Source organism: Spiroplasma endosymbiont of Nebria brevicollis (genome assembly GCF_964030895.1).
Taxonomy (GTDB): domain Bacteria; phylum Bacillota_I; class Bacilli_A; order Mycoplasmatales; family VBWQ01; genus Spiroplasma_E.
This window is the reverse complement of record NZ_OZ034986.1, coordinates 1,280,119-1,293,462: the sequence shown is the minus strand read 5'-3', so window position 1 is coordinate 1,293,462 and position 13,344 is coordinate 1,280,119. Positions and strand designations below refer to the sequence as shown.

Sequence of the window (13,344 nt, the reverse complement as noted above, 5' to 3'; positions counted from 1 at the left end):
TTAACCAACATCTAATTTAATAATTATTATTATCAATATTAATTAATGGACTTACTGTTCTTCATGTAATGTAAATAATAATTGAGTTAACAATAATTTTAAATGGTGCCATAATAATTCGCGCCATTGCTGTTAAACCATATTCTTTGACATTAGAACTAAATAATGTCATATCAGCATATGAAGCAATTAGTACAGTAATTACATATTCTGCTACAACTGCTAACAAGATAATTGGTAATATTTCTTTAATTCTTTCAGACTGTCTTTTCCATAAGTAATAAAATAAAACACTATAAATACTTAATAACGCAAAGGCACCACCACCACCAATAATGCAAGCAGTAGCATATTTATTAAAGTTCATACCTGAAACAGAATATGAAGATTGGTCACCACATAAAACAATATAAGCTCCACCACCAGCAAATAATAAAATAAAAATATTAATTAAAATAAAGATAATTCATGGATAATTTTTCAGTTTAACATTTAAAATGCCAGCGATACCAGCTAAAAATCCAGTGAAAACAATACAAAACATGTAGACTGGACTAATATAAGATGGGACAAATAAAGTTACTAAAATATCAGTTACTGCAGCACAAATAATCCCGATGACAGGACCAAAAAGATAACCAGTAATCTTAATCATTAACCCTTCAATGGCAATCCTAATAGGAGGCAAAACAGTAAGTGGAATAGTAATAGAAATAATAATAGTAGCTACTACAGATACTGAAGACAGCATTGTAATATAGGCAATATTTTTAGTAGTAAAACGAACACCTTTATACTTATCTTTTTTAAATAATTTTCAGAAACTATTTATTAAAATATAGGATAACATTGTAGCGCCCAAGGCAATAATTAAATAAATAGCAGTGTTTTTACTAAACAAAGGTAGTGTTTCTATTGCTGTTTTGGAAACTAAGTTATTTATTATTAAATTATTTGGCATTTAAATAACCACCATTCCCATATTATTATTTAAAAGTTAGATTAATTTTAACAAATATATCATAACATTGTTTGTTCATTTACACACAAATAATATTAGCAAAAAGATATTTTTATCATAATATAGGTAAATTAGATTTTGATATTAATCAATTATTTGTTTTACTGAAAGGCTTAGAATTAAAGAATCCTCCATATGCGCTTAAAGGTGAGGGGTGAACACTCTCAATAATATAATGTTTAGCAGTATTAATTAATATTTTTTTACTACGAGCATTTTTACCTCATAGAATAAAAACCAAATTAGAACAATTCAGATTTAAAAATGATAAAACATGATCAGTAAATATTGTTCATCCATATTGTAAATGACTATTTGGTTGACCTTGTCTAACTGTTAAAGTTGTATTTAATAAAAGTACACCTTGTTTAGCCCAACTTGTTAAATTGCCATTATTACCCTTTTCAATATTTAAATCATTTTTTAATTCTTGAAAAATATTTTTTAAACTTGGCGGTAAAGGGGTTTTATCTTTTACACTAAAGGCTAAACCATGAGCTTGTTGTGGCTGATGATATGGATCTTGTCCTAAAATAACTACCTTTACTGTTTCTAAAGGGGTTAGTTTAAAAGCAGTAAAAATTTCTTCTCACATGGGAAAACAAGTGTAAGTTTGATATTCATTTTTAATGTCTTTTAATAATTTTGGAAAATATAATTGATTATTTTCATTTTGAAAAAGACTCATTCATGATGTATCAACAAATAAAGTTTTATTATACATAGCTTTCACCTGCGCTTTTACTTATGATAGGGTTGATTATTAATAATTTGTAACGAACAATAATATTTGTTCTAACAATACTACATAACACAATTGATGTGGTAAAGTGATTTTTCCAAATGCAATTTTAATTAATTTAGAATTAGTTTTTAATTCTTGGTTAACACCATTACTACCGCCAATGATAAAACCAATTTTACCTTGTTGATAATTTTGATTTTTAACAATGATTTGTGCAAGTTGTTCACTTGTTACAAGATTTCCAGTTAAATCTAATAGCATTCATTGATAATCAATATTTTTATCTAAATATTCAATGATTTTATTTGGTTCAATATTAATATTAGAAGAAATTAAGTTTAGTTTAGATTCTTTTATATTTTGAATAATAATATTTGCTTGTTTTTTAACTCTTGTTAAATAATCATTGGCAGCTAATCGTCAATATTGTTGTGATAAATCACCAACACAAATAATTCTAATACTTAACATTTTAATTTTTAGAAATAACCATATCGCTAATGCGACCTGCTTTACCATTATAGTCATCAAATGTTCATTCTGGATGATAAAAATCAACATGCCCTAATGAATATTGAATAGTATCTGGATCCATGCGAACTATTTTTTGACTATTTTTATCTGAATATAAAACAAAATCAAAATCAATTCTAATATTAAAATCAATTCTAAAGTTACCCATTGTTAAATCTAAGTGAATTCATCCTTGACGAAGAATTTTTTGATTATCACTTGTAAATTTATCCATTGTTGGTGCTATGATACTAGTAACAGCGTTTGGATCAGTTGGTGCAACATTTGCTTGTGCTGCTGAATTAAAAGTAACGAATCAGTAGACAAATTGTGGTTTCTTTATGTCATTATCAACTAATTGTGCAGCAATTGGTGCACCACTTTTATCAGCAAAAGTAAATGGATGGACTAATTTATTTCCACCTAAATAATTGTTATATTCAAAACTATCAAAATGTCCTGATTTATAGTTCTTGCTATTATAAAATTCTTCGGCAACACCAGGTGTTTTTAACATTTTTTCATCAATTCTAAGTTTATCTGCTGCTAATTGTTGGTATGTTTCTAAGGCGGCATATATTCCATTTGGTTTTTCAAAAATATAGTTATCGTTATAAACATAGTTTGTTAATGGATCTTCATTGGAAACTTGTTTTTTTGGTTCATTAATAAGATTAACCTTAATTTGAGTACCATCTCCAACACCACAGGCAACTATAGTACTACTTGAAGTAGCAAGTAACCCAACTGCTGAAAAAAGACTAATTATTTTACGCATTTATTTTTATGCTCCTTACATTAAGAAATTATTTATAATAATTAAATATTCAATAGGAATTGTAACTTATTTTTGATGAAAAAGCAAAAAGTAATTTTGAAAAGTTAGAATTATTCTTGCGCCCTAAAATGAGACATTATTATTGTACTCTAAATTGATTCATTGACGGAACGTTAAATTTACTACAAATTCGTTTATTATTGAAAAAGTGAATATATTTAGTAACATCATCAATTCCTTTATTTACTAAGACACATAAAAGTGAAGATATAGAACACAAAGCTTAATAAACTTTATCGCCAGTTTGCCAAGTGGAACAGTTAAAACCATTACATTTGATTGTGGCAAAGAATTTGCTAAACTAAAGTGATGTTAATTATTCTAATAACTAATTTTTTGATTTATTTCATTGTTTTTTATATGCAGAAAGGAGGTTAAATAATGATAAAATATTATTAATAATTTTATTTATTTTTTAATTTTATTAATGAGATTTAAAAGGAAAAATGTATGCCCGAACTACTTAAAAACAGGTATAATTACCAGTTAATTCAAGATTTGGCTTTGAGCATTAGAGCCGTATATTCTTTGTTTAAGGTTGATAATTTTATTAATGACATTATAGATAAAACATGAGACAAGTCAGAACTGAAAACTCGTATGAGGAAAATTGCTATAAATTTAGAAAGATATTTGTCAACTGATTATGAACAAGCACTTGGATGAAAGAAACTAATAATGTATTTCTATACAACCTAAAAATGGCAATTAAAGATTTCACTAACTTTATTACTGTTAAGCCCATTAAAGAATATGAAGTAACAGATACTATTTCTGGTGACATGATTGGTTTTTATAATAGTTATACTTATTTAAACTATGCTATCAATGTTATTTATAGCAAAGAATTTTATCAAGGTCGTTTTGAAATGGAAAAACTTATATTAAAATATGACTTTGCTTGAAGTAAAGACCAAGAAAAACTTAATACTATATATTTCTTACTTTCTAATTTAATTAGAATTATTGAAGGCAATATTTTTTACAGTAAGTTCGCTATTGAAATTTTACAAGACCCTGTTCAACTTCCAGTTGAAATAATAAATTATAATTTTAAATTAAAAAACTTAGAGTCATATGAACTAGCAAATTTTTTAATGCTCATAGTTTATGAACCAATGATTAACTATGTTGAAAGTCAAGAAGAAATTTTAAAATCTATTTTTACTAAATATGATAATGAGCAATTAAATAATATGTTTTATGATTTAGACTACTTTTCACGTAAGATTGTCCCTGCTGTTTGCATGGGCAAACAAACATATAGTACTGACTGCGATTATGATGATGATAACGTTTACATGAAGGTTAGCGCCATTAGAATGTCTGATAAAAAGAGTAAAGAACTATATCAGAATTTAAGAAATATTATTGTTCAAATTTTTCCTAAACAAAAAGACGTTATTTTTCCTATTAGTAATCAATCATCTCTTAGTTCTTTCATGTTTAGTGATAACAATATTAATTTTAAAGACTTTATAAAACTAATTATTAAAAATAAAACTTGACCTGATTTTATTAAAAATGTTAGACAAAAAGGCAGTGAGTTTATGACACTTAGATATTGATAATCTAAGATTATGTCTAACATTGGTAACATGATTTTAATGCATTTAGAAAGAGATAAAAATTCTGATTTCTAATAAAACTAGACTACACCCCAAGTAAGCAGTAGATAAGATGAAAAAGATTTGAAATATTAGTTCATGCTTGTAGGAGGAATCACAATTTAGATATTGGATTTCCTTTTTTATTTTAAATAAATAACACTCTATAATGTATAAATATTTTACTATAAAATTATTAATTAATTTTGTTTTTGTTTGTATCTTAGATGCTATAATTTATCCGTATGAACAAAGAAATTTATAGTTTAAATTATTATAGAAAGGAAATATCATTCTATCATGTCTTTAAAAATTCCAGATAGTAATATTATTAAAGATGAAAAAGAAAAAGATTCAAAAAACGTGTTGTCTATTACTAAAGCAGCAAAACCAAAATTTAAAGCAGAAAATACTAATTTATTTGCAAAAACAATGTTATTAAACCACAAACAAGCAATATTAAATAATAAAAAACAATTTAGTACCAACCCATGAGGAGTAGATAATCATATTTATGTTTTTATAAGTTTTGAAACAGCAAATATTGAAAAAACAAGTGCCTGTCAATTAGCCATTATAAAAGTTCAAAAAGGAAAAATTATTGATTCTTATGAAACTTTTATTAAACCATATCCTTATGAATTTACATTCTCTCATATTAATAAGATTACTGAAAAAAAGGTGGAAAACGCTCCTATTTTTAGATATATTTGGGAAAAAGTTTCATCTTTTTTTGAAGAAAAATATATAATCATTGCCCACAACGCTAGTTATAATATTAATGTTTTAAGGTCATTATTGCAACATTATAAATTAGAATGCCCTAATTTTCTTTACGTTTGTTCAATAAAATTATTCAAGAAAGCTTATAATTATCCTAATAATAAATTAAATGCTTTAGCACACAATAATAAGATTAAGTTTAATCATAATGAAACATTGGCTGGTGTTAAAACTTTACATTCATTAATTAATGTTCATTTTGGTAGCCATTATCATATTAAAAATTTATCTGAGAAGTTAAATATTAATCTAGGAAACTTGTTTGAATAGAGATAATTAAATAGTATTTTTAGTCCACATTGGACGTATAAAATATAACTACTTCAACTGTACAAGTAGGTGAATATGAACGAAAAAAGAAAGAAAAGGAAGATACTAAACACTATCAGGAAAATTTTAGACATCAACAAAACTTGCAACTTGAAAAAATTAAGGAACAAAATACTTAAAAAAGAGCATTTATAACATGAGTTTTAAGTTCAATTGCAATAATAGTTTCCATAGTAGTTTTAGTTATTTCTTTAGTAAAATAAAATAAGATAACGACAAGTTTATTCTAACACCGTTTGATAAAAATATTGACATAATCGTTGTATATGGTATATAATATATACATCAGTAATGATGCCTAGTTTACTAGGAGACGAAGTCATCCACAAGGATATGCCTTACGAGAAAGTAAGGAGAGTAAAAGAATGAACTTGTCAAGTAAAGTGGACAATAAAAAGAACCTTATATAATTATTATTATAAATGTTACATTAAATCTAATTTCATAGGAATAAACTTAATATTTGTTTGGGGATGAGATAATCGATATTCTATTGGACTCATTCCTTTTAATTTTGGTTGTGGTCGATGATTGTTGTAAAAATAAATATACTTAGGTAAATTTTCTTTAATTCATTCAATAGTTCGTTTTTTTCTTGGAATCTGATATAAGAATTCAATTTTCATAGTACCAACCCATGATTCTGTTGCTCCATTATCTGGAGAATTTTCTCTTCTGGACATTGATATTTTTATAAGAAGGGTTGGTATAATGAAAACCTTGATCTGATTGTAAAATTCATGTTTTATACTTTCCAACATTAACTCAAGCTTGAATAATATTTTTTGTTACAAATGACATATCTAAACTTGAACTTATTTTGTAATCTAATATTTCATTATTGTGAAAATCCTTAACGATTGATAAATAATACGTTTTACCATTAGTTAGTAAATAGGTTATATCAGTGCCTAATTTTTGATTTAAACCAGTAGTTGCAAAATTACGGTCTAATTATCATATCTTAAACTGCCAGATTTTAACCTATAATCAAACTTCTTTGTTCTAATTTTGGATTTTAAACCCATATTTTTCATATACCTATAAACAATATGTGGTTGTATGTTTAACTTATAAATTTTCTTTATTCAACAACAAATCATGTTATAACCATAAATTTCTTTGAACGCATAAAATGTACTTTTAATTATATTAGCAATAAATGGAATCCATTTATTAAACTGTTTCATACCATTGTTAAGTCATTTATAATAACCAGATTTTGAAACTTTTAATAATTTACAAAGGTAATTAACTGGATTTTTTGTTTGTAATTGAGATATCGCCTGGCACTTTCCCTTTTTCGATATCTCTAAATACTTTTTTAGATGATTCATTACCTCAATATATTGAATTAGTTCTTCTTTAGTCATTTCATTTAAATCAAGAGTTTTAGGTCTACCTTGCCGTTTACCTTTTGATTGGATACCTTTTCCTGGAATAAGACTATCTTCACCTAAAGTTCTTATAGATTTGCGTCATCTTTTAATACTACTTTTATCAACATTTAATATTTTACTTGCAGTAATACAACCTAAACCTTCTACTTTTTTTAACATTTCTATTTTTTCTTCTTTTGAATATCATTTATGCATAAAATGAACATCTCTCTCAATAAAGTTTTACCACAAAATGGTTCTTTTTTGTGTCTACTTTATTATAGGTGATCAGACCTATTTAGATCTTTTTTTATTATTCTCCTTCATGTTTTAGAATTAATCAATAATTCAATTAATTTATCTTTAATTTCATTTTGTAACTAGCTTAGCTAAAATTTGCGTTGTAACGTAACGTAAGTATAATTATTTTCTAAAACTATACAATTGATATCGCTTAAGTTAAATAATGATTCTTTTTTATCAGTAGTAATACAAAGTTGATTTTGTTTTAATGATATTTTTCTGATTTTTTTATAATCACTGCTTTTCATGAAATATTAATCTACGTCCCTTTCTTCTCTTAGGATAATTAATCTAATATACGACACTAATTCATTTATACATTTTTTTAAGTTTTTGTCATGATTTTATATAAAATTGGAAATAAAATTTATTTTTTTGTTACAAGGGATAGGGGGATAATTCACAACTTTTAACTTTTTTCAAAATCTATGTTGTAAGATTATAGAAAAAAATTTGACGTTAAAGTAAAATACACCTACGAAATTAAAAACGAAGTCGTAAAACACGATATCGGCATGAGCTAAGATGGTTAGCGACAATAATATGAATTATGAAATATTACAACCAAGAAAAATAATTTCTGATGGTAAAAAATTAGCAAAAAGAAATTATGTATTAAAAAAATATTTTTATTCCATAAAACCCTTTATATTTAAAATATTTTTCCCTTAAATGAAACTCAATAAGTGTATTTAACAATAAAACTTATTTGCAAATTATAAAAATAGTAATATAATTATTATGTATAGGGATTAAATGAAAAATTTTTAGAATACAAGAGGATAAAATCATGGAAAAAGATGTGAATTACCGTGTTGCTATTAAACTAGAGTTTACTGAAAATCTTGATAAAAAAAATAAAAGTATTTACTCAATTAAAACTCATCTTGATTTAATTAATAAATTATTTGAAAGTTAAGACTTTATTTTAATTGTATAAAACAAAATGTTTCACTATGTAAATAGCATAGTTTTTCTTATGTTAAAAATTATACTCTATCCAATCTTATTTTTTATAAAAAACACCGATAATATTAATAAATTCTTAAATAACCATCTATTATATTTTTAAACTTTATGATAGCATTACTATTGAAATTTATTATTAACAGTAGTTAATTTTAATATTATCAATTTTTTTAAAACATTAACTCATCTAATTGGAGGTGAAATATATGAAACATGATTATGAAATCATTGTGATTGGTGCTGGTCATGCTGGTGTTGAAGCTGCTTTAGCTGCTGCTCGAACTGGACATAAAACAGCAGTAATTACCCTTGACAAAACTAAAATTGCTTTAATGCCTTGTAATCCTTCTATTGGTGGCCCTGCCAAAGGAATTGTTGTCAGAGAGATTGATGCCCTAGGTGGTGAAATGGCTAAAGCAGCAGATGCTACTGCTTTACAAATGAAACTATTAAATAATTCTCGTGGCCCTGCTGTATGAGCTATTCGTGCGCAATCTGATAAAATAGCTTATTCACAATACATGCAAGAGGTTACTAGTAACCAAAAAAACTTAACTGTTCTAGAAGTAATGGTTCAATCATTAATTATTAATGACGGTATTGTGCAAGGTATTAATTTAGAAAATGGAAAACAAATTACAAGTAAAATTGTTATTTTAACAACTGGCACTTATATGACTGCTTTAACATTACAAGGTCATAATAAAAAAACTGAAGGTCCAGATGGTCAAAGAACTAGTAATGGTATTTCAAATCAATTAAAAACCTTAGGGTTTAATATGATTCGTTTAAAAACTGGAACTCCACCTCGTGTTAAAAGAGATAGTATTGATTTTAGTAAATCAAGTATTGAACTAGGTAGTGATTTACCATTAGCCTTTTCTCATGAAACTGCTGACTTCTTACCATTAAGTAAACAATTGCCTTGTTATTTAATGTATACAAATGATAAAACCCATGCTCTCATTAATAATAGTTTAGATAAATCACCAATGTACAACGGCGAAATTCAAGGGACAGGTCCTCGTTACTGCCCAAGTATTGAAGATAAAGTAGTTCGTTTTTCTGATAAACCACGTCATCAAATTTTTTTAGAACCTGAATCAATTCATTTAGATTCTATTTATGTTCAAGGTTTCTCAACTTCAATGCCAATTGATATTCAAGATAAAATGTTAAGAACATTACCAGGTTTAGAAAAATGTGAAGTATTAAAATGAGCATATGCTATTGAATATGATGCTTTTGAACCAACACAACTATGACCGACTTTAGAAACTAAAATTATTAAAAATTTATTTAGTGCTGGTCAAATTAATGGCACTAGTGGTTATGAAGAAGCTGCCTGCCAAGGTTTAATGGCTGCTATTAATGCCCACTTAAAATTAACGAAACAAGAACCATTAATTTTAAAACGTGATGAAGGATATATTGGTGTTTTAATTGATGACTTAGTAACTAAAGGTACTATTGAACCATATCGTTTATTAACCTCATTAGCCGAACATCGTTTATTATTACGTAATGATAATGCCCAAACTCGGTTACTTAAACATGGACATCGTGTGGGTTTAATTAGTGAACAACGTTATGCTAAATTTCAATCACAACAACAATTAATGAATAGTATTACTGAAGATTTAAAAAATACTAAAATTAGTCCTGATTCACAATTAGCACAATTTTTAGTAAATAATAATTTAGGGACAATTCCTCATAATCATATTGTGGCTTATGAATTAGTAAAACGTCCCGGTATTAGTTTAAAAATGTTAAGTGATGAATTACCACAATTAAATGATTTATTATACCATGAACTTATGGAATTAGAAATTACTATTAAGTTCTCAGGATATATTAATCAACAATTAAAAATGGCACAACAAGCTAATAGTTTAGAAAAAAAACAGATTCCTAGTGATATTAATTATGATTTAGTAGAAAGTATTACTGGTGAAGCACGTGAAAAACTAAAACGTGTTCGACCATTGACCATTGCTCATGCCACTAGAATTTCTGGTGTTAGTCCTGCTGATATTCAAGTTTTATTATTTTTCTTAAAGCGTAAATATCCTCATTTAAATAGTTAATAAAAAAGTTGTAATCATAGATTACAACTTTTTTGTTTTTAGTAGGTTGATGTTGATACATAAAAGTCATTATTGTGTTATTATAGTCATTTTTTAAATATTTTAATATAACCCATTTTTACAATTTGACTTAATAAACAATAACTTGCAACTATTCCTAAGGCAATAGGAATATAAATTGGTGGTGGTCCTACCATATTAATTTGATTACCAATATAAGTATATGGGAGAACTAAACCAATTATACAAATGGTCATGGCCATGACATTAACAGGTCATGTTGCTCGGCTTTGAATAAATGGAATTTTTTCAGTTCTAAACATTTGTACAACTAATGTTTGTGTTAATAAACCTTCTATGAATCATCCTGAATTGAACATATTAATATTAGCTTCACTAGGATTAGCAAATACTCCAAAGGCAATTCCTAAAATGGCAAAGGTAGTAAGATCAAAAATACTACTTATTGGTCCATTAACAAAGGCAAATGGCAACATATCTTTGGCATTTCAACGCTGTGGTTTTAATAAAAATGAATCATCAACACGATCAAAAACAATAGCAAATTGTGAAATATCATACAATAGATTTTGAAATAATAATTGAATTGGAGAAATGGGAATGAAACTAAATCATGCTAACGCTGTTAATATACTAAATACATTTCCAAAATTAGAAACTATCGTAATTTAATGTATTTTAAAATATTACCAAATATACGACGACCTTCAACAATACCATTTTCTAATACTAATAATGATTTTTCCAATAAAATAATATCAGATGCTTCTTTAGCAATATCAGTAGCATTATCGACAGAAATACCAACATCAGCATGACGTAGTACTAAAGCATCATTAATACCATCACCCATAAAGCCAACAACATGGTCATTACTTTTCAATACTTCGATAACTTTTGCTTTTTGTAATGGGTTCAGTTTAACAAAAATATTATTATTTTCAACAATCTGTTTTAATTCATATTCTGCTAATCCTATTAATTGTTCACCTGAAATTAAACCTTTAATTTCTAAATTAACACGATTACAAATAGCACGTGTTACTAATTCATTATCACCAGTTAAAATTTTTAAATCTACACCATGTGCTTTTAGGAGTTTGATTATTTTAACTGCTGATGGCTTAGGGATATCTAAGAAACTTACAAATCCATAGAAAATTAAATCTTTTTCGTTTTCTTCATTATATTTGTCAGCAGTGAGATTTTGATCCTCATAAGCCACTCCTAATAATCGTAGTCCTTTTTGATTTAAGTTAGTAATTGTTGCGTTAGTCATTCTTAGTAAATCTGCTGTTAAGGGCATAATTTTACCTTGGTAAAAAATACGATTGCAGCTTTTGATAACTTCTTCAACAGCTCCTTTGCAAATTAATTTTTTATTATTAAGTTTATCTTGTAGAACAATTGTTAGTTTTCGACGATTAAAATCAAAAGGAATTTCATCAATTTTTTGATAATATTTATGTAAATCGTTTAAGTTATGCTCTTGACCAAATTTAATAATTGAACTATCCATTGGATTTTTAATTCCTGTTTGAAAATAACTATTTAAATAAATTAATGATATTAAATCCTTATTTTCTTGATTATCTAATGTTATATAATTAACTACTTCAATATTATCATTGGTTAATGTACCAGTTTTATCAGTACATAGAACATCAATGGCGCCTAAATTTTGAATGGCAGCTACTATTTTGCTTACTCATTTTGTTGGCACCACGTGCTAAATTTGATGTTACAATCATCGGCAACATCTCCGGAGTTAAACCAACAGCAACCGAAATTGAAAAAATAAAGGCATTTGCTCAATCATTTTTTAAGAATCCATTAACAATAAAGACAATGGGTACCATTACTAGCATAAAACAAATTAACATTAAAGTAACACGTTTTATTCCTTTAGAAAAGTTAGTTGTTGGTCGTTTTTTATTTATTGTTTGAGCAATAGTGGCAAAATAAGTATTAGCACCTGTTGCTAAAACGATGGCAATGGCACTTCCTGAAATCACACTTGTTCCCATAAAACAAATGTTTTGCAAATCAAATAAATTTTGATACTTAGGATTATTATCAGCATGTTTTTCAACAGGCAGTGACTCTCCTGTTAGTGAAGATTGGTTAATAAATAGATCATTGCTTAATAAAATTTTTACATCAGTTGGAATTAAATCACCTGGTAATAATTCACTTACATTTATTTCTTGAGCTTGTTTAATAATAGCAATTGAGTTTTCTTTATTGATTAATTGTCCTGCATTAACATTACGAATGACAGTTACAGTGTTATTTACTAAAGTTGTTAAATGTTTAGTAATAAAGAAAGCACGCATTGCTTGAATATAAATTAATGTTCCACTTAATATAATCATTGTACCAACAATAATAGCAGCAACAAGTGAATAACTTGAAGCATCATCATCAGTAAAGTATGAAAATAAATTATAAACAGTAATAATTGATAAAATAATATTGAATGGACCAAAATATGCTTTTAAAAATTCTAAAAACCAATTGAATTTTGCTTTTTTTAAAACATTATTGCCATATTGTTTTGTTTTTGTTTCAATTTGATCATTATTAAGACCAAAATTTTCTAGTTCTAATTTATTTAGTAATGTTTTTTGATTAGTTTGGGTCATTGTTTTAATATGGTCACCATTATTGTATACTAAATCTTTCTTAAAACTAAATTGTAGTTTAAAATGAATTTTATTTAAAAATCTTTTCATAATTTTTTAC

At 26.3% G+C, this 13,344-nt stretch carries 15 protein-coding genes and 1 pseudogene; 6 read left to right on the top strand and 10 right to left on the bottom strand.

The window, feature by feature from the left end; all coding sequences use genetic code 4:
- Positions 1-16: 16 nt before the first annotated feature.
- The 4 genes from AAHM98_RS07650 to AAHM98_RS07635 form a co-directional block, all read right to left on the bottom strand.
- Positions 17-961, bottom strand: coding sequence for a hypothetical protein (locus AAHM98_RS07650; protein ID WP_342276244.1), 945 nt, complete (start codon positions 959-961; stop codon positions 17-19).
- A gap of 112 nt (positions 962-1,073) precedes the next feature.
- The gene (locus AAHM98_RS07645; RefSeq protein ID WP_342276243.1) at positions 1,074-1,745 is read right to left on the bottom strand and encodes a uracil-DNA glycosylase; all 672 of its coding nucleotides are present in this window, start codon (positions 1,743-1,745) and stop codon (positions 1,074-1,076) included.
- A 39-nt stretch (positions 1,746-1,784) separates the two neighbouring features.
- Positions 1,785-2,237, bottom strand: a complete 453-nt coding sequence (locus AAHM98_RS07640) for a 23S rRNA (pseudouridine(1915)-N(3))-methyltransferase RlmH (protein WP_342276242.1) — start codon at positions 2,235-2,237, stop codon at positions 1,785-1,787.
- 1 nt (position 2,238) lies between these two features.
- Complete coding sequence (locus AAHM98_RS07635; RefSeq protein ID WP_342276241.1) at positions 2,239-3,057, bottom strand: lipoprotein; 819 nt, start codon at positions 3,055-3,057, stop codon at positions 2,239-2,241.
- A gap of 227 nt (positions 3,058-3,284) precedes the next feature.
- On the opposite strand from AAHM98_RS07635, the pseudogene AAHM98_RS09065 reads away from it, so the two are divergent.
- The 4 genes and pseudogenes from AAHM98_RS09065 to AAHM98_RS07620 form a co-directional block, all read left to right on the top strand.
- Positions 3,285-3,424 (top strand): annotated as a pseudogene (locus tag AAHM98_RS09065) (IS30 family transposase); the annotation flags it as partial.
- A 143-nt stretch (positions 3,425-3,567) separates the two neighbouring features.
- Positions 3,568-3,816, top strand: a complete 249-nt coding sequence (locus AAHM98_RS07630) for a hypothetical protein (protein ID WP_342276240.1) — start codon at positions 3,568-3,570, stop codon at positions 3,814-3,816.
- Between the two features lie 2 nt (positions 3,817-3,818).
- Positions 3,819-4,688, top strand: coding sequence for a hypothetical protein (locus AAHM98_RS07625; protein WP_342276239.1), 870 nt, complete (start codon positions 3,819-3,821; stop codon positions 4,686-4,688).
- A gap of 336 nt (positions 4,689-5,024) precedes the next feature.
- Positions 5,025-5,777, top strand: coding sequence for an exonuclease domain-containing protein (locus AAHM98_RS07620; protein WP_342276238.1), 753 nt, complete (start codon positions 5,025-5,027; stop codon positions 5,775-5,777).
- Between the two features lie 485 nt (positions 5,778-6,262).
- Here the strand turns inward: AAHM98_RS07620 and AAHM98_RS07615 are convergent, their stop codons facing one another.
- The 3 genes from AAHM98_RS07615 to AAHM98_RS07605 form a co-directional block, all read right to left on the bottom strand.
- Entirely contained in the window at positions 6,263-6,520 is a 258-nt protein-coding gene (locus tag AAHM98_RS07615) for an IS3 family transposase (RefSeq protein ID WP_342276237.1), read from the bottom strand.
- Positions 6,521-6,787: 267 nt separating this feature from the next.
- Positions 6,788-7,432, bottom strand: coding sequence for an IS3 family transposase (locus AAHM98_RS07610; protein ID WP_342276236.1), 645 nt, complete (start codon positions 7,430-7,432; stop codon positions 6,788-6,790).
- A gap of 173 nt (positions 7,433-7,605) precedes the next feature.
- Positions 7,606-7,767: a hypothetical protein gene (locus tag AAHM98_RS07605; protein WP_342276235.1), complete on the bottom strand. Its 162-nt coding sequence runs from the start codon at positions 7,765-7,767 to the stop codon at positions 7,606-7,608.
- A 542-nt stretch (positions 7,768-8,309) separates the two neighbouring features.
- Here AAHM98_RS07605 and AAHM98_RS07600 point away from each other — a divergent pair.
- Together AAHM98_RS07600 and mnmG are read left to right on the top strand one after the other, a co-directional pair.
- Positions 8,310-8,438, top strand: a complete 129-nt coding sequence (locus tag AAHM98_RS07600; protein ID WP_308149844.1) for a hypothetical protein — start codon at positions 8,310-8,312, stop codon at positions 8,436-8,438.
- Positions 8,439-8,694: 256 nt separating this feature from the next.
- Positions 8,695-10,578: a tRNA uridine-5-carboxymethylaminomethyl(34) synthesis enzyme MnmG gene (mnmG, locus tag AAHM98_RS07595; RefSeq protein WP_342276234.1), complete on the top strand. Its 1,884-nt coding sequence runs from the start codon at positions 8,695-8,697 to the stop codon at positions 10,576-10,578.
- 80 nt (positions 10,579-10,658) lie between these two features.
- On the opposite strand, the gene AAHM98_RS07590 is transcribed toward mnmG, so the two are convergent.
- The 3 genes from AAHM98_RS07590 to AAHM98_RS07580 form a co-directional block, all read right to left on the bottom strand.
- Positions 10,659-11,162: a cation transporting ATPase C-terminal domain-containing protein gene (locus AAHM98_RS07590; RefSeq protein WP_425289586.1), complete on the bottom strand. Its 504-nt coding sequence runs from the start codon at positions 11,160-11,162 to the stop codon at positions 10,659-10,661.
- A 95-nt stretch (positions 11,163-11,257) separates the two neighbouring features.
- On the bottom strand, positions 11,258-12,322 hold the full coding sequence (locus tag AAHM98_RS07585; RefSeq protein WP_342276233.1) for an HAD-IC family P-type ATPase: 1,065 nt from the start codon (positions 12,320-12,322) through the stop codon (positions 11,258-11,260).
- Positions 12,246-13,334: a cation-transporting P-type ATPase gene (locus AAHM98_RS07580; protein ID WP_342276232.1), complete on the bottom strand. Its 1,089-nt coding sequence runs from the start codon at positions 13,332-13,334 to the stop codon at positions 12,246-12,248. The genes AAHM98_RS07585 and AAHM98_RS07580 overlap by 77 nt, the downstream gene beginning before the upstream one ends.
- Between the last annotated feature and the right edge of the window lie 10 nt (positions 13,335-13,344).